The sequence below is a fragment of the Paenibacillus sp. BIC5C1 genome, assembly GCF_032399705.1.
Classification (GTDB): Bacteria; Bacillota; Bacilli; order Paenibacillales; family Paenibacillaceae; genus Paenibacillus; species Paenibacillus taichungensis_A.
This window is the reverse complement of record NZ_CP135922.1, coordinates 3,551,804-3,569,126: the sequence shown is the minus strand read 5'-3', so window position 1 is coordinate 3,569,126 and position 17,323 is coordinate 3,551,804. Positions and strand designations below refer to the sequence as shown.

The 17,323-nt window shown below is 49.4% G+C and carries 13 protein-coding genes; 1 reads left to right on the top strand and 12 read right to left on the bottom strand.

Annotated elements, in window-relative coordinates; genetic code table 11:
- Positions 1 to 79: 79 nt before the first annotated feature.
- The 12 genes from RS891_RS16000 to RS891_RS15945 form a co-directional block, all read right to left on the bottom strand.
- Positions 80 to 1,276 (bottom strand): MFS transporter, encoded by a 1,197-nt coding sequence (locus RS891_RS16000; protein WP_113054983.1) that lies wholly within the window; start codon positions 1,274 to 1,276, stop codon positions 80 to 82.
- A gap of 78 nt (positions 1,277 to 1,354) precedes the next feature.
- On the bottom strand, positions 1,355 to 2,572 hold the full coding sequence (locus RS891_RS15995) for a M24 family metallopeptidase (RefSeq protein WP_315792212.1): 1,218 nt from the start codon (positions 2,570 to 2,572) through the stop codon (positions 1,355 to 1,357).
- Complete coding sequence (locus RS891_RS15990; RefSeq protein WP_113054650.1) at positions 2,569 to 3,408, bottom strand: ABC transporter permease; 840 nt, start codon at positions 3,406 to 3,408, stop codon at positions 2,569 to 2,571. The genes RS891_RS15995 and RS891_RS15990 overlap by 4 nt, the downstream gene beginning before the upstream one ends.
- Positions 3,401 to 4,318: an ABC transporter permease gene (locus RS891_RS15985; protein WP_315792209.1), complete on the bottom strand. Its 918-nt coding sequence runs from the start codon at positions 4,316 to 4,318 to the stop codon at positions 3,401 to 3,403. Before RS891_RS15985 ends, RS891_RS15990 begins: the two co-directional genes overlap by 8 nt.
- Positions 4,315 to 5,448 carry an ABC transporter ATP-binding protein gene (locus tag RS891_RS15980; RefSeq protein ID WP_315792207.1) on the bottom strand — a complete coding sequence of 378 codons (1,134 nt, stop codon included), beginning with the start codon at positions 5,446 to 5,448 and terminating at the stop codon, positions 4,315 to 4,317. The genes RS891_RS15985 and RS891_RS15980 overlap by 4 nt, the downstream gene beginning before the upstream one ends.
- 71 nt (positions 5,449 to 5,519) lie before the next feature.
- Positions 5,520 to 6,656: an ABC transporter substrate-binding protein gene (locus RS891_RS15975; RefSeq protein WP_315792205.1), complete on the bottom strand. Its 1,137-nt coding sequence runs from the start codon at positions 6,654 to 6,656 to the stop codon at positions 5,520 to 5,522.
- A gap of 75 nt (positions 6,657 to 6,731) precedes the next feature.
- Positions 6,732 to 8,705 carry a hydantoinase B/oxoprolinase family protein gene (locus tag RS891_RS15970; RefSeq protein WP_315792203.1) on the bottom strand — a complete coding sequence of 658 codons (1,974 nt, stop codon included), beginning with the start codon at positions 8,703 to 8,705 and terminating at the stop codon, positions 6,732 to 6,734.
- Complete coding sequence (locus RS891_RS15965) at positions 8,702 to 10,747, bottom strand: hydantoinase/oxoprolinase family protein (protein ID WP_315792201.1); 2,046 nt, start codon at positions 10,745 to 10,747, stop codon at positions 8,702 to 8,704. The genes RS891_RS15970 and RS891_RS15965 overlap by 4 nt, the downstream gene beginning before the upstream one ends.
- Before the next feature lie 16 nt (positions 10,748 to 10,763).
- Positions 10,764 to 11,516 carry a FadR/GntR family transcriptional regulator gene (locus RS891_RS15960; RefSeq protein ID WP_113054656.1) on the bottom strand — a complete coding sequence of 251 codons (753 nt, stop codon included), beginning with the start codon at positions 11,514 to 11,516 and terminating at the stop codon, positions 10,764 to 10,766.
- A 264-nt stretch (positions 11,517 to 11,780) separates the two neighbouring features.
- Positions 11,781 to 12,443, bottom strand: coding sequence for a class II aldolase/adducin family protein (locus RS891_RS15955; RefSeq protein WP_113054657.1), 663 nt, complete (start codon positions 12,441 to 12,443; stop codon positions 11,781 to 11,783).
- Positions 12,444 to 12,496: 53 nt separating this feature from the next.
- Positions 12,497 to 13,999, bottom strand: coding sequence for a rhamnulokinase (locus RS891_RS15950; protein ID WP_113054658.1), 1,503 nt, complete (start codon positions 13,997 to 13,999; stop codon positions 12,497 to 12,499).
- 41 nt (positions 14,000 to 14,040) lie between these two features.
- Positions 14,041 to 15,831: an L-fucose isomerase gene (locus RS891_RS15945; RefSeq protein ID WP_315792196.1), complete on the bottom strand. Its 1,791-nt coding sequence runs from the start codon at positions 15,829 to 15,831 to the stop codon at positions 14,041 to 14,043.
- Between the two features lie 411 nt (positions 15,832 to 16,242).
- On the opposite strand from RS891_RS15945, the gene RS891_RS15940 reads away from it, so the two are divergent.
- Entirely contained in the window at positions 16,243 to 17,253 is a 1,011-nt protein-coding gene (locus RS891_RS15940) for a LacI family DNA-binding transcriptional regulator (RefSeq protein WP_113054660.1), read from the top strand.
- The last annotated feature ends 70 nt before the right edge of the window (positions 17,254 to 17,323 follow it).

The window sequence follows — 17,323 nt, the reverse complement described above, 5'->3', positions numbered from 1 at the left end:
ATTTATTGTACAAGGGACTATTGGATGATTATGGGTCAAAATGAGTGCTTTAATGAACAAACTTTCGATCTATGTTTAGTTAAAAAGTAAGCTTGGTATGTTCTTGTACCCTTTCTATAAGCAACCGACACAAAATAAAGCCGATTATCACATACACACCAATCAAGCCCACAATGCCAATCCAACCCACATGGCTGTAAAGTAGGCCCCCTCCAGTTCCGCTGACACTTGATCCAACGTAGTAGAAAAACAAATACAAGGCATTGGCCTGGGATTTATGATGATCTGCCACGAGTCCAACCCAACTGCTTGCGATGGAATGTCCGCCAAAGAAACCAAAGGCAAACAGGGCAAGTCCAATTATTTTGACCCAAAGCTCTGGGTGAATGGTACAAACTGCACCAGCCAGTATAATACCCAGCGCGATTCCAAGGACATTCGATCTTCCATACCGATCTGCAAGCCTGCCCATCCAGGTGCTGCTCAATGTACCCATAAGGTACACGACAAAAAGGCTACCAACGACAGATTGGCTAAGATGATAAGGTTCTCCTGTCAATTCAAATCCGATGTAGTTGAATAACGTCACGAACCCCCCCATCAGAAGAAAGCCCAGTCCGTACAGGCAAAGTAGACGTGGATTTCGACACTGTGACCACAAAAGAGGAATGATCTTTTTGAGTCCAGGAGTCGCTTTGACAAAATGGCGGGATGGCGGGATGACAAGCCAGAAGATAACAGCCGCACAAAGGCCTAGAATACCGATAAAACCAATTGCAGCACGCCAACTGATCCAATCTGTGATCACGCCGCTGATAAAACGACCAGCCATACCTCCAATCGAGTTCCCGCTGATATAAAGGCCCATCGCATACCCTAGACTGGAAGGCTCAATCTCTTCAGACAGATATGTCATGGCTGTCGCGGGCAGCCCGGCAAGTGCAACTCCCTGGAGAATGCGAAGCAGAAGCAGTTCAGTAAATCCAGGGCTAAACGCGCTAATCATTGCAATAATAGAAGAAACAACTAAAGCTGCTGTCATAATAAAGCGTCTTCCCAATGAATCGGATAAGGAACCGATGAACAACATGGTCAGTGCCATGGCAATCGTCGTAACTGAGAGGGTAAGACTGGAATGTGCTGGCGAGATCGCAAATGCCTCGCTAATCTCGGGCATCAGGGGCTGGAGGCTGTATAGTAACGCAAAAGTCACAAAACCTCCGGCAAACAGCGCAAGGCTAATGTTACGAAACGTCTTAGTTCCCTGCTGAATCATGATATTCCAACTTTCTCGGCAGGAAAGCTCCATGATCGGCTGCTGACTGATCGCTTGGCTGAAGCCTTCCATTAATCGTTATTTAATGAACAGTTTACGCTCCATATGAGTCAAAAACTCATATCCATCTGGAGTTACAACAACCGTATCCTCGATTTGGAAGCCACCAGCGCCGAGCTCATAATAGGGTACCTCCACACACAGTACCATGCCGGGCTCCAGTATGCGCTGGTCACCAGGAGAGAGAGTCATGTCGTCGTACAGTTCCAAGCCAATGGCATGACCAACATGCTGACGTCGGTAATGCGGAATTCCGTCACGCTGCACGCGAGACACAACCGCATGAAATACGTCGGAAGCCTTGACGCCAGGGCGCACGGTTTCAAGTGCAGTCTCCCATCCGCTTTTTACCGCATTAAAATGCTTTTTCATCCAGGGGGTTGGCTCTCCTGCCACAACGGTACGTCCTGTATCTCCCCAGTATCCTTCCAACTGCAAGCACAGATCAAAGCGGATCTGATCCCCTGACTCGATGGCATGAAAATAATTTTCGATGAGCGGCAGCGCACTGCGCGGACCCGCCCCTACCGCAGTCATTGCAGGTGTCCCGCCTGCTCTCATCACAGCCAGCCGATAATGGTCGGCAAGCTGCTTCTCATGAACACCGGCTGCGATCAGATCAATCAGCTCTTGCTCAATTCTCTCATTCACTTCGGCAGCCTGTCGGAGCTGCTCAATCTCGAAAGGTGTCTTAACCAAGCGAATTTGACGAAATAGCTTATACGCGGGAACAACTGCTCCTTGAGGAGCATCCTCCTTGACCCGTGCCAAAAGTTCAGGAGCAATTCGCATCTCATCGATTCCAATCGGTTGATTCTCGATATCGAGCTGTTTCAGTGCAGCCTTAAGCGCTTCGATCGGCCCCGGATGAATGACTGTCGTTTGTAGCAGAGAGTAGAACAGATCAATATCATCCGTAGAAGGTTTGCCTTCGATCGAACCTTCCACGAAGAAGTCACTGTAGGCAAATATATCTACTCCAGTGATACCGAATTGAGCCACAACGCCCAAACGATTCGTCGGAATGACGATACATGGCCGAGCGGATCGGTCGGCAGGCAAAATGGCGTAAATCTGCATTGTCCAGTTGCTTGCGCGTAGCTGTGAGCCGATGACATAGTGAATATTTTCCGGTGTGGTTGCGATCAGGGCACTAAGTCCCTGAGTTTTCATTACGTCTTCCGCCCGGTCCCGGTTTAGACCTGAGCTATGGGAGATATGATGGGAATTTATCATGATCCAGTCCTCCTTTTGTTTTTCCTGCCCCCAAACAAACTCTCAAGTCCGGGTACTGAGCGCAGTACCAGCTTGATGATCATGAACAAGGCCAGTGCAAAAGCGATAAGTACGACAGATACAACCGCGATCGTTGGGTCCTGCCACTTCTCCATATACAGGAACAGTTGTATCGGTAGTGTGTAGCTGTCCTGACGAAGCAGCAGCAATGCAGCCTCTACCTGATCAAAAGTGAAGACAAATGCGATTGATCCTGAAAGGAGCAGAGATAGTCTAAGCTGTGGCAAGGTGATTGTAAAAAAGATACGCAGTGGACCTGCTCCAAGGTCTGCTGCCGCCTCTCGGTGTGCGGGCTGCAGGTTGGCCAATGCACTGCCAACAAGCGTCAGCACGAATGGAAGCACGATGACCGCTTCACCCAAAATAAGAGCGAACAATCCGCCCGCAATATGCATTTTGGAGAACAAAATTAGATACGCAATACCAAGCGTAATTTTCGGCATAACCATTGGGGATACAAAAAAGGCTCTTAAGATGCCAGCACCCGGGAAAGGGTGATGTACGATAGCCAGCGCCGCAAGTGTTCCGGTAATCAGAGCCAATAATACCGCTCCTGTGGAGGCAATCAGACTGTTCTTAAATGCAACGAGAAATTGAGTCTGCTCTCCCAAATTTGCATACCACTTCAGGGTAAGACCTTCTGGCGGGAATTTACTGGCCGATCCGGAACCTACCGATGTCAATAGGATCATAAGCAATGGCAATAGCAGATAAACCGCCACGACCCCTGCAAATATATAGAGCAGTAGTTTGGTGAGCCTGTTGGACTTAACCATAAGCCTGACCTCCCTTCCGGGAACGACGGAACATCAGCAGTTCCGCTCCTTTATTGACCAAAAGTGAAACGATGATGGAAGAAACGAGCAAGAACATGCTTGCTACCGCAGCCATCGGCCAGTTGGTGTCCAGTGTTCGCTGGTAAATAAATACCGGCAGTGTCATGACTCTGCCTCCGCCAATCAGTTGGGGCGTTGTAAAGGCCGTAAGGCATAACGTGAATACAATCTGTACCCCGCTAGCAATACCTCTCGCTGATAAAGGCAGGGTAATCGTCAGGAATGTCCGCCAGCTTCCTGCTCCCAGATCCTGAGCAGCCGCTTTTAGAGAAACGTCACTTTGCGACAATACATTCAGGATCGGAAAGACCATGAATGGCAGAAAAATATGAACAAGTGCAACGACCACACCAGTCTCGTTATATATCATACTGAAGCCTTCATCCGTAATTCCAAGCCGTATGAACAGCCAGTTCATGAAGCCCTGTTTGGATAACAGCAGCTGCCAGCCATAGGATCGAACAACTGCGCTGACCAGCAGTGGAAGAAACGTCAGCAGCAGCAGCAATTGCTTCATGCCCGGTTTCTTCAGGCCGGCAATACAATAAGCTAATGGGTATGCAAGCAGCAGGCTCCATAGCGTAACCTTGAAGGCAACGCGAAACGTGGTGCCTATCAGTTTCCAATAGTACGGATCGGACAGAAAAGCGCGATATGCATCCCACTCCCATCCTCGGATGAGCTTGCCATTTTCATAGATATCAAAGCTGTACCTGCCAAAGATGAGCAGCCCACCCAGATACACGATGCCCATCAGGGCCAGTGCAGGCAGCAGAAGCAGCAACTGGGTAATCCATCGGCGGTTTTTCGAAGAATATAGATTCACGATCCGATCCGCAATCCGATTCATATCCCTGCCTCCTGTGCTGTATCAGGCAGCATTGGTTCGGATAACAAGAGCGCGTCCTCCGGATCAAAGCCAATCCGAATTGGCTCCCCCGGGCTAAAACGAGAGGCTCCCCGCTGATGCAGTACACTGGCCTGAACCAGAAACCCCTCAGCAATCTGGATCGTGTAACGAATATTTGCCCCGCCATATACTGCTTCTATGACACGTCCATCCAGCTTGTTCAAGCAAGGAATCGCATCCTCTCCAAGTCGAATATATTCGTTGCGGATGGACAACGAGTGTCCGGCTCCCACTTTGACAACTGAGGATTCCTCACTTGTCTTCACCAGCAGCGAATAGCCGAAGCATTCAACGCGGATTCCATTCGTATCCTGTCCAAGAACCGTTATTGCCAGAAGATTGGTATCGCCGATGAACTTGGCCACAAAGCTGTCTGCCGGTCGTTCATAGATTTCATCCGGCGTAGCATATTGCAGCAGCTTGCCAGCGCGCATGACTCCGATCCGGTCTGACATGTTCATGGCTTCATTCTGATCATGCGTTACAAAAATGAACGTACCGCCGAACTCTCGTTGTATGCGTTTCAGTTCGCGCTGCATATCCAGACGCAGCTGCATGTCCAGTGCGGAAAGTGGCTCATCGAGCAGCAAAACTTCGGGTCTGTTGATTAAAGCGCGAGCAATCGCTACGCGTTGAGCCTGTCCTCCGGACAACTGGGAAACAGACCGTCTGACATAGTCTCCGAGCTGTACCAGCTCTAACATTTCGTGTACTTGCCTTCTGATATCGGCTTTCGGTAACTTCTTCACCTTTAGCCCATAGGCGATGTTGTTGAAAACGTCCATATGTGGGAATAGTGCAAGCTGCTGAAAAATCATGTTGCTGTTACGACCATAGGCTGGGATGCCGGTTACATCCCGACCTCCCAACATAATGCTCCCCTGATCCGGCTGCTCAAGTCCGCCAAGCATCCGCAGCAGTGTTGTTTTGCCGCAGCCACTCGGGCCTAATAGGGAAACGAATTCTCCCTTCTTCACCTGTAGTGACACATGGTTAACTGCGGCTCGCTCTCCGTAGATCTTCGTAACTTCTCTTGTTTCAATGGAAATGAGTTCTTGTTCACTGCTCATCTCAGTTTCCCTCCCGTCCATAACGGGTTCGAAATAGAAACCGTTATCTTGGTTTGTCTGAAAACCATCATTTATTGAAGTTTGGTTTTGACGAGTCGGTCCCATAGTTCTTTCCAGGCAGAGCTGTTCTGAGCAAGAATATCCCAGTCAGGATTAATACCGTTACTCTGTGTTTCCACGGAGAAGGAAGGATCGTCTTTGTAATTGTCCGGAACGGCTGCAGTGGTGCTTGTTACCGGTGTACCTGTTGCTTCTGCATATTGTGACAGCGCCTCTGCGCTCAGCAGCTCGTTGATAATTTCGTTGGCTACACGTGTCTGCTCAGGTGTTGACCCCTTCACAACCTGAAGTGTGTATGGGAAGGAAATGGCTCCTTCGGTCGGATATGCTACAGCGAGTGGAGAACCGCCATCAATCCATGTCTGTGCAACCTGTGCGCTAAAAGGAGCAATCAGAGCATCTCCCGACTCCAGAAGAGCCTTCAACTGGTCGTTGGATGTAACCAAAGTGCCGATCTGATCACTGTGATCTGCCCAGAACTGGAATGCTGGTTCAGGATTCTCATACGATGCGCCAAGCTCCGGTCCTTTGACTGCAAGGAGTGGAGAAATATAGGAATAAAACATGTAGTCCCAGAGTGCCGTTTTCCCTTTGAATTCCTCGTTATCCCACAGATCATTCCAGCTTGTTGGCGGTGTTTTTACAAGGTCTTTGTTATATACGAGCGCGAAGCTCGAAACTCCCCACACGACACCCTTATTGTCAGGCTTGTGGAACTGCTCCGGGATATCCTTGATATTGGTCACGATGCTTGTGTCCAGAGGCTCCCACATATCATCGTTCAAACCTTTTGCCGTCGCATCTGCGTTGAAGTACCCAAAGTTGACAACTGGATTGTTGGGATCAGCCTGCTTGCCAGCGACCATTTTCGGATACATCACTGCGTTGGATGATTCCTCAAAGGTAACTTCGACGTTTGGATGCTCTTTGACGTAATTTGCAACCACTTCTTTTGGAACGACATCCTGATTGGAACCAGCCCAGATAAACATAGTCAGTTTAACCTTGTCTCCGCTTCCTCCAGAAGAATCGGACCCTCCTGCTGTATTGCTGGAGCTACTTGCTCCACCGCATGCAGATAGAACCAGTGTACCGGCCAGTGTCAGTGAGGCGAGGCTGAGAAAGCGTTTCTTGTTTGATTTAAACATGAGAATTTCCCCCATCGATTTAGTTGGTTTTATGAATGTGACAAAATTCAATTCGTTTTTCCTTCATGTACCTAATCAATGCAATCCTATTTTCTGACGCAATCCTTCCATAATGCCTGATATCTCATGTGGAGATACGGATACGGAAGCGGTTTGCTTCTCCTCCACGACACCCATGGTCTGACGCTTCAGGTAGTCTCTGAGTGCCAGCGGAACATTCAGCAGTGCCTGATTCAGCGATACTTGCATCTCGTCAGTCCATATCGCCTCGAACTGTTTCCTTGTCCAGCCATAATCGAATTCTTCCTGCTGCCGTTCCCGCTTTGCCCGCAACTGTCTGGTCTCGCTCACGTTCAGGTTAAGGCCTTCTATGACTACACCATACAGTTCAAGAGCTTTTTCAGTGGATACCAGTCCTCTTCTAACATCCTCAAGAACCAGCAGTGGATCCCTATCAAATGGATCGCCGTATCCACCTCCGCCCTGTGACAGGAACGTCACCGTCTCTCCGGGTTGGAGCAGCAACTCATCAATTCTTCCCAGCTGATGTTCACTTGCACGTCCAGCATTGAGAATCGCTTCCCCATGGGTACCAACACCTCCGCCAAGCCTGCCCCACGGATGAAACTCCATACGCTCCATATTTCTGGCGGTCATTACGGTATCTGGTGTAAGAATTTTGACGCACAGGTCGATTCCGCTTCCACCACGGAAGGTTCCCGCACCAGCGGAATCAGCACGAAGGCCATAATGCTCTATGAGCACAGGCATTTCGGATTCCACTGTTTCCGCAGGAATGTTTCGAAGATGACCTACGGCAAAATCCATGCCATCAATCCCGTCTTTCATCGGTCTTGCTCCTGAACCGCCACATATCGGCTGGATCACGCCAACCTTTTTCTTGCCATCTGACGCATCTGTCATCGCCATCATAACGATGCATGCCTGTCCGGCCCCTGCGGCGGGAACCTTACTTGCCTGAGCTTTGCTGAGAGCGCCTGTGATGACATCCATTAGCCGAATAAAGGTAGCTGCTCGTGCCCCAACTGCTGCCATCGGATCCGGGTTGAGAACTGAAGCAGGTGGTGCGTAGTTTCGAACCATGCGAATCATGCCCGAATTCCATGGAATCGTTGGATCGAGCGTACGGAAATAACGAATGAGTGCGGGAACCAACATGTAATGCCCCTGCTGATTGTGGGTAGGAATATTGAACGAAGCTCTGACCTGAGGGTCGGTTCCGCTAAAGTCCAGATGAATATCACTGCCAGCGATTGTCATTTTGCAGCGCAATCGGATGGGATAACCGCCAGGACCTTTCTCCAGATAGTCCCAGAACTCATACGAACCATCCGGGATCTCCTGTACGATGGCGCGGGCCTTCAACTCAGCGTATTCCAGTAAATGCTCAATACCCTGCTGAATTCGCTCTACACCGTAGCGGCCGATAAGCTCTTCTATTCGCTGCTCCCCCCGATTCAAGGCTGCCATCAGTGCCTTGAGATCACCGAGGTTTTGCTCCGGAATGCGGCTATTGTCCAGAAACATACGGAGTATTTGCTCATTAAGAACGCCTGCTTCATACAGCTTGACTGGAGCAATACGAATGCCTTCCATATGAATATCGTAGGCGCTTGGAGATACACTCCCCGGTACCTTACCACCTACATCGGAGGAATGAACGAAGCACATGCCGTATGCGATGATTTCTCCTTTGTGAAAGTAGGGCTTGATCAGATGAACATCCGGTAGATGTGTCACCATGCCTTTGGTGGAATAAGGATCATTACAGATGACTAGATCGCCTTCCTTCCAATCTGTAATGCTGTTTATGGTCGCCGCTGCGGGGATGCCAAGGGACAGATTGTAACCCGTCTCCAATGGAGACCCAAACGTTTCCCCCGATGGTGACAAGAGGTAGGTTCCAAAATCGCCTGTTTCTTTAACAAACGCGGTGAATCCCGTACGCAGCACAACATTGGCCATTTCCTCCACCGCAGCCTGGATCCGGTTGTTGAAAATTTCAAGAAAAACCTTATCGCCAATCATTGCTCCACCTCCCCAATCACATTTCCGTAACCATCCCGGTATACCGTAAAGCCAGGCGGGATGAAAATGGTTGTATCATATTCTTCCACAATAATGGGCCCAAGAATGGGCATATCCAGTGGGATCTGTCCCCTTTTTAGAACTTTTGCTGTTCGCTGTTCGTGGTCAAAAGTAATGATCCGCTCTTCTGCTTCACTCTCATCGAATGGCAACTCTGCCGGAGAAGCCGTGCTTTGGGTAGGCAGAATGCCAACAATGGTCGCCCTCAGACTAACAAACATCACATCAGCTTCAGGCTGGCTGATGCCAAACACATTTTGGTAGTACATATGAAATTTGTTCCTTGCTTTCTCAGGATCGGCGATTTCTCCGGATGTGAGCGTAACCTCCAAATCAAAGGCCTGACCTTCGTAACGCATGTCGGCGCTGTATAAACAATAGATGTGTTCTAGTTTCACTCCGCCGCGAGCTTCCTCCTCAACCCAACTATGGCCTTGATCCTCCAATCTGGTGTATAGATTCGATAACTCACCAGGCTCAAGCGTGTGACTGCTTTTGTGCAAGGTATGAACGAAGTCATTGCGAAGGTTGGCAACGGTGCAGCCCATGGCACAAAGTGTTCCTGGAGATGGCGGGATCAGCACTCGGCGGATGCCTACTTCACGCGCCATGAGAAAAGCATGCATCGGCCCAGCTCCACCATAGGCGAGCAGCGTAAAGTCACGGGGATCAACACCTTTGCGTGCCATGAGCGGAGAGAACTGGGCATACATATTGGCGGTGGCCACATCAAGAATGGCCTGTGCAGTTTGCGTGGGACTTAGTCCAAGACGTTCGCCAAGATTGCCTAGAGCACGTTCTGCAAGCTCGGGATAGAGACGCATCTGTCCGCCAAGGAAGCGATCAGCCTGCAAAATGCCCAGTTGCAGATAGGCATCCGTGGTTGTTGGCTCTTCTCCCCCACGGTGATAGGAGGCTGGACCCGGATTGGCTCCTGCGCTTCGTGGTCCCACCTTGAGTACACCTACGGAATCAAGCCAGGCAATCGAGCCCCCACCCGCTCCAATCGCGGTTACATCCACAGCGGGAATGATAACTGGAAAATCCCCAACCTTATTCTCGGTAGAATAGGTAGGCTCTTTATCAATGAGCGCAACATCAACGCTTGTCCCGCCCATGTCGAACGTGATGACTTGATGAATGCCTGCCTGTTCGGCAATATGGGTTGCAGCGATTACGCCTGAAGCAGGACCGGACAGAAGAGTACGGACAGGCTCTTTGGCTGCTCTGGCCGCCGTCATGATTCCACCATTGGACATCGTGGATAGCAGATTGGCTCTCAAACCGTAAGCGCCAATTCCTTCTTGCAGACGCAGAAAGTATGATCCCATGCGTTCCCCAACATATGCATTCATGGCTGTCGCGAGTGTACGTTCGAATTCACGCTGCTGCGGCCAAATGGCACTGCTTCTGCAGAGAAACAGGTGCGGATGACGTTCCCTGATTAACTCTTCCGCGAGCTGTTCATGAGAAGGATTGACATAAGCGTGCAAGAAACTGATCGCCAAGGCTGTAACCCCCTCTTCCACCAGCTCGTCTACCGCTTGAAGCAGTTGTTCCTGATCCAGTGGTTGAAGTATGCTACCGCTCGCAAGCGCTCGCTCATCCACTTCCTTAACGAGATGTCTCGGAACAAGCGCATCGGTCTTGTCACCATACAGATTGGTAGTATCCTCGAGTCGTAGCCTCCGAATCTCGAGAATATCTCGGAACCCTTTGGTGACCAACAGACCTGTAACTGCGCCGTTACGCTCAATTAGGGTGTTAACACCAAGCGTTGTTCCGTGTACAAACAGATCGATCTCCTGAAGATCCACTCCACCCGCCTTGAGCTGATCAAGTGCATTAAAAATCGCCTGTTCCGGAGCTACTGCAATCGATGGCGTCTTCAGTGCCGCAATCACCCTGCCATGATTGTCCATAACGAGGGCATCCGTGAATGTGCCTCCGATATCTATACCTAATCGATAAATTGTTTTCACAAGCTCAACTCCTTTATCACCGGGCCTCATCCGAAGCTATATTAAGGTTCTGCATAGCAAAATATCGTTTAACATCCTCAATCATCTGGTTAATATGATTCACCATTGCCGCTTCAGCCTGTTCCGGGGAGCCCGCTGCTACTGCCTCCAGAATCCGCTGATGGTCCACAACCAGTTCACTTCCTACTCTTTGCCTAATATAGGCTGTTTCCAGGAAATCACGGCTTGTCTCCCAGACCAGTTCAACCGCATGCAGCAGAATCTGGTTTTGAGCCGCATAAGCCAGCAGCCTGTGAAATTCCCGGTCCTCCTCGTAAGGAATAATATTCTGGGAAAGCAATTGATGCTGTGTAGCGATAGAGGCTTCCAGTAGCAATATGTATTCTTTTGAGGCTCGTTGTGCTGCAAGGGAAGCAATTTCCCGTTCCAGAGCCCTTCTGGCTACAAGGACATCGAGCAGAGCCTTTTCACCGGAATGGTTCAGCATCTGAATGAGCTGGGAATTCACACTTTTTTGCTGTAAATCCTTCTCCAGAATCTTGATTCGCTCCAGCCCTTGTTCGGTCAGAACCCTTCCCTTCCGTCCCTCCAGTATCGTGAAACCTTCAACGTCCATCTCCATAAGTCTTCTTCCGATTGTAGCCTGACTTAGACCATACGTTTTGCCCAGGGTATGAACCAACGTGCTGGCCCCGATGGGAGCGCTCGCGTCCCGAAGCTGCTTCAGCAGTTCGTATTCCAACTCCAATTCGTTTAGCTCAGGACCCACTAAATTCACTCCTCATATATAAATAATTGTATTTCTTTTTTGTTGTTACTCACTGATGATTAACGAAAGTATAACTTCAATCGACAATAATTTCAATAATTCTTACCTAATTACTATGTATTATTTTTTCCGACCATGTACTCCCCGTTTGATCCAAAATAAAAAAAGAGCAATTCACATCCTGTATCCCAGATTTTTTTCTGGAGGACGTAATCTGCTCTTTGTTGAGATAACCTTAAACTTCGTTTAATTATAAATATTCATTTACGACTTGAGTTGTTGCAGTAGTTGTACACGGTAGGCTTCACTTTCAAGAGATTGGATCTCCTTGTATTCTTCCGCGGTAAGTACTTTAGGCTCCCCTGCAGCCTTGGCGATCATGTACACCTTGGCGCTTTCCTCAACCACTTGAGTGCGGTAGTAGGCTTCGCGCAGGTTTTTACCTGTCGTAACCAATCCGTGGTTAACCAGAATAAGCGCTGTGTGTTCTTCAACCTTGGCAGCCACCGCATCAGCAAGAAGTTTGGTTGTGGGCAGAACATAAGGGACAAAGCCAATATCTCCCACCAGTGCCGACTGATCAGGGAACAAATGAGGCAATTCATCGAAAACAAGACTCAGGGCAATGGTGTATGCCGGATGTGTATGCACAATGGCTTGAATGTCAGGATTGACCCGATAGCTATACAGATGCATCAACACCTCGGAGGAAGGGCGTGTCGATCCGGCACGTGTATCTCCTGTCGCAATATCAATCGCGATCCATTCGTCAGGCTCCAGATCCTCTAGTGCGTAACCACTCGGCGAAAGAAGCATCGTTCCTTCAAAACGTGCGCTCAGATTTCCCCCAGGTCCAACCACTAGTCCTTGAGCAACCGCTCTGCGGGCATATTTGGTCAACTCTTCCCTTACCTGTTGTTCAGACATGTTCTGCTCCACTCCTTTGATTTTTCTTTTTAAGCATTTTACAAAATGCTTATCTAATTGGTTTTGCTTGCCAATGTTTGATTCAAGTTTTGGTATCTTACGTAGGCTTCCTGCCACTTTGCGCTATCTTCTGGCTCATAGGTTTCGGGAGAAAAGGAAGAAGCCATAACTTCTCGCACCTCGGACAAGCTGCTCACTTCGCCATGTGCCAGGAATTGCAGCATGCAATTTCCGGCTGAAGTTGCCTCGGCAGGACCCGCTATCACCGGAATCCCTGCTGCATTCGCCGTAAATTGGCACAATAAGCGATTATGCACACCACCACCGACCATATGAATCACCCGTGGCCGGGTGCCTGTAACTAGCTCCAGTTCATCTAAAGTCTGCCTGAACTCCAGTGCCAAACTTTCGAGAATGCAACGCACAATGGCTCCGGTCGTTTCGGGTATTGCTTGCCCGCTGGCACTGCACTGTTGCCGGATTCGCAATGGCATGTCACCAGGAGCCAAATACACTCCATCACCGGGCAATACATAACATTGATGTGCGGTTGCCGAAGCAGCGAGTTGGACCAATTCCTCATGGGTAAAACGTTGATTCTCCCGTTCCCACTGCCGTTTGCACTCCTGCAATAACCACAGGCCTGAGCGATTCTTCAAGGTTCGCACTTTGCCATTTACCGTGCCCTCATTGGTAAACCCTAGTTGAAGGCTACGATTATCCAATACAGGACGTTCGCGTTCCACCCCCATGAGTGACCAGGTACCACAACTAATAAAGGCAAATTCCGAATCTGTCGCAGGAATGGCTGCTAATGCAGAAGCTGTATCATGTGAACCTACAGATATCACTTGCATCGGTCCAGTCTTCAACTCTGCACACAAGTCATCCGTTAACTGCCCCAGCACCGTGCCTGGTTGTACGAGAGGTGGAAATAACGTCTCCGGAATACCCAGTCGCCCAATCAATTGTTCATTCCAACGGACCTCTCCGGCATGCAATAGTCCGCTTGTACTGGCAATTGTGTACTCGCAGGCCTGCTGACCAGATAGATAATAGTTAAATAAATCTGGCATCAATAACATGCGTACATCTGGCCGCAAACCTTCCGAGTGCTCACGCACACTTCCAAGCAGTTGAAATACGGTGTTTATTTGTTGTGGCAAGACACCGGACATGGAATATAGCTCTTCTTCATTTACCATGCGCAGGGCTTCTTCCATCCACTTCGCATTACGTGATTCCCGGTAATGGCGGGGATTGAAGCATAATCTTCCCTCTCCGTCCACTAATCCATAGTCGACTCCCCACGTATCCACAGCAATGGAACGGACTGGTTGGGAGATGCCTTGCATGCCCTTTGCAATCCCTTGTTTCAGTTCGTGAAAAAGTCGCAGGAAATCCCAGTATAATCCATCCCCCAGGAGTACAGGATCGTTACTGAATCGATGCACTTCCTCTAACGAAAGCTTGCTCCCGTCAAAAGTCCCACGGACCACTCGGCCGCTCCCGGCGCCGTAATCGGCAGCGAGCACATGTGTTGCTTGAGTTCCCATCTCTCATGCCTCCTTCGCTTCCGCGACAAGCCGTTTGGATGTTAACGATACAACGGTCCAAAGACGCTGCATGCGCGGTAATCGGCACTCTCCGGTTCACTTGTGCCGAACAGTCCCCAAGCACGTGGACGGAAAATCTCGGATTCCGGTACATTATGCATACTCACCGGGATACGAAGCATGGAGGCCAGTGTCAGCAAATCCGCTCCGATATGTCCATAAGAGATCGAGCCATGGTTCGCGCCCCATTGATTCATCACTTCATAGACCGAAGTAAAAGCCCCTGATCCCGTCAGAACTGGTGCAAACCAGGTGGATGGCCATGTCGGATCTGTCCGTTGATCCAGCGTATCATGCACATCCTCAGGCAGATCGACGGTGTAACCTTGAGCCACTTGCAGTACCGGACCTAGTCCTTTGACCAAATTGAGACGTGTCATCGTAACAGGCATACCGCCCTTGGTCAGGAAATCAGCGGAATAGCCGCCGCCCCGGAAATATTCTACGGATGCCGGCCGCCATGAGGTGGCTTTCAGGCAGTCTTGAACCTCTTCGTCTGTAATTTCCCAGAAAGGCTTGAGCACATGCTCACCTGCTCTTGATTGTTGCCCTGTACCATCCAAAGCAGCTGAACCGGAGTTGATTAAATGCAGAATACCATCTTTTGCATTTCCTTCCAACTGGTGCCCTGTCACGCGTTTTACTGAATCCGGGCTCCAATAGGTGCGTACATCTGCGAAGATCTGCGCGGTATGTGTAAGTAGGGAACCGAATAACATCGACACACCATTCAGACTGTCATTCTCTGTTGCCACCAGATAAGGAGAGCGTTTGCCGTTCCAGTCAAAGGAAGAATTCAGGATGGATTCCAGAAAATCTCCGTTGGGTGAATGATCCGTCCACTGTCGTTGTCCCTGAAACCCGGAGACAATCGCGTGATGGCCCATGGATTCCTCAGTGAATCCCAGCTCCGCCAGCTTCGGATTGCCTGCCATCAGGTCACGTACGATCTGCGTCATTTTCACAACCGTTTCCCATTCATACTCTTTACGTTTGCGATCTGTCTGCAGATGGGCAGGATTGTTGTCCGCTCCTTCACTACAGTTCTCCTTCACCCAAGCTAGCGCCAACTTATACTCCTCAGGATCATAGATTTCTTCTTCTATACGACGAGTCAGTTCACTCATATCCACATATTCGTTCCGCATGCCCAGATACTCCTGGAAAAAGGAATCGTTCACGATGGAGCCGGCAATACCCATGGATACCGAGCCGATGGACAGATAAGCACGTCCCTTCATGGTTGCAGCGGCAAGACCCGCACGGCTGAAGCGCAGCAATTTCTCGCGAACGTCATCAGGAATCGTCGTATCTCCACCATCCTGAACATCCTCGCCATAGATACCAAAAGCGGGAATCCCCTTCTGTGCATGTGCTGAGAGTACTGCTGCCAGATATACTGCACCCGGACGTTCAGTTCCGTTAAAACCCCAAATCGCCGTTGGAATAGATGGAGACATATCCATCGTTTCGGTTCCATAACACCAGCAAGGTGTAACAGTAATGGTCACGCCCACATTGGAGCGACTGAATAGCTCCGCTGCTGCTGCCGCCTCGTTCACGCCACCAATACAGGACTCGGCAACGACGCATTCTACCGGCGAACCATCGGGATACCGAAGTTCTGCTGCGAGCAGCTGAGCAACGGAAGTTGCCATGCGCATCGTCTGCTCTTCCAATGATTCACGAACGCCCTTGCGTCTGCCGTCAATTGTGGGACGAATACCAATCTTGGGAAATGCCTGTTTATAACGATAATCCTGATGTGTCATACTAAAACGTCCTCCTTCAATGGTTTCATAGAATAGGTACGAATTACTTGTGACTTGTCTCTGTGTAGTTTGTTAAGGCAGATTAGGGATTCTGTTCCTTCTGTTCACCGATACCCGAGGTAACACACTACCATTTCATGCCAATGGTCAATTCTTTTTCTTGTAATGAATGCGTTTACAAATATTTAATTAAAAAAAACGCTCTATTATTATTGGCTCCGTTCTACTGCCCTGTTATGAAGTATGAAGGAAGCGATGTGAGCAAAAATGAAGAGCGGTTAGACTGAAATAAATCAACTTTTTTTGTGATTAGGGTTATCGGTAACCCTAAGATAGCATGAGCCTATGTTGCTGTCAATCGGCATTATCCTATAGAATGGAAAGACTATGTTGCGGAAAGGTTAGATCCTATTGATTACCATTTATGATATTGCCAAAAAGGCCAACGTCTCCGCTATGACTGTCTCCAAAGTCATTAATCAAACAGGCCGCATCAGCCCGGCGACGCGCGAGCGTGTACAACAGGTCATCGAAGAACTTGGTTACATACCCAACTCGAATGCGCGCAGTCTTGTCCTGCAACGAACTCAGATGCTGTCATTGTTGATTACGGATATTACCAACCCCTTCTATACTACGCTGGCCCGAGGAGCGGAGGACGCTGCCAATCTGCGTGGTTACCGCCTTTTGTTCAGCAATAGCGACGAGGATTATGACAAGGAAAAAAATTATGTGGAAACCATTCTGTCTACCCGGGTCGATGGTGTATTGTTTGCACCTGCAGGGGACCGCTCGCTGAATCACTTGAAGCAGTTGCAAGAACGTAACATTCCGTTTGTTATTTTGGACCGTACTGTCCCGGGAATCACATCCGACGTTATCGCTGGGGACAGCCGAGATGGGGCGCTTCAATTGATTCGATATCTGAGGAATCTGGGACATCGCTGCATTGCTCTGGTTAATGGTTCTTCCGAGGTTTCGACAGCGCGGCTGCGAGAAGAAGGATACATGGAGGGAATCCGGGAAGCTGACCTGCCCTTTGATGAAGATTTAATCCTTCGAACAGGCTACCGGGATTTCAGCGATGAAGTGGGTATCGATAGTTTGCTTGCACATGAGCACAAACCCACAGCCATATTTGCAGCAAACAACATGCTCGCCATTGGCGTCATTCGACTTTTACGTAAACGGGGGCTGCGTGTGCCTGAAGATATCTCGGTCGTCTGTTTTGATGATCTCGATCTGGCTTCTGCCTTTGATCCCTTTCTCACGGTTGCTGCACAGCCTGCCTATGATTTCGGTGCAATCGGCATGCAGATGCTGATTGACCGAATTGAAGGTAAGGCTCCTGAGGAACCACAGACCGTCATTATGCCATCTGAGCTGCGTATTCGCGCTTCGGCCTCTGTACCTTGCGAATAAAGAGGAAAATCATTCGAAGATCAACCCTGACTTGAGAGAAACTGTTTTGTTGAAGCAAATACACAAAAAG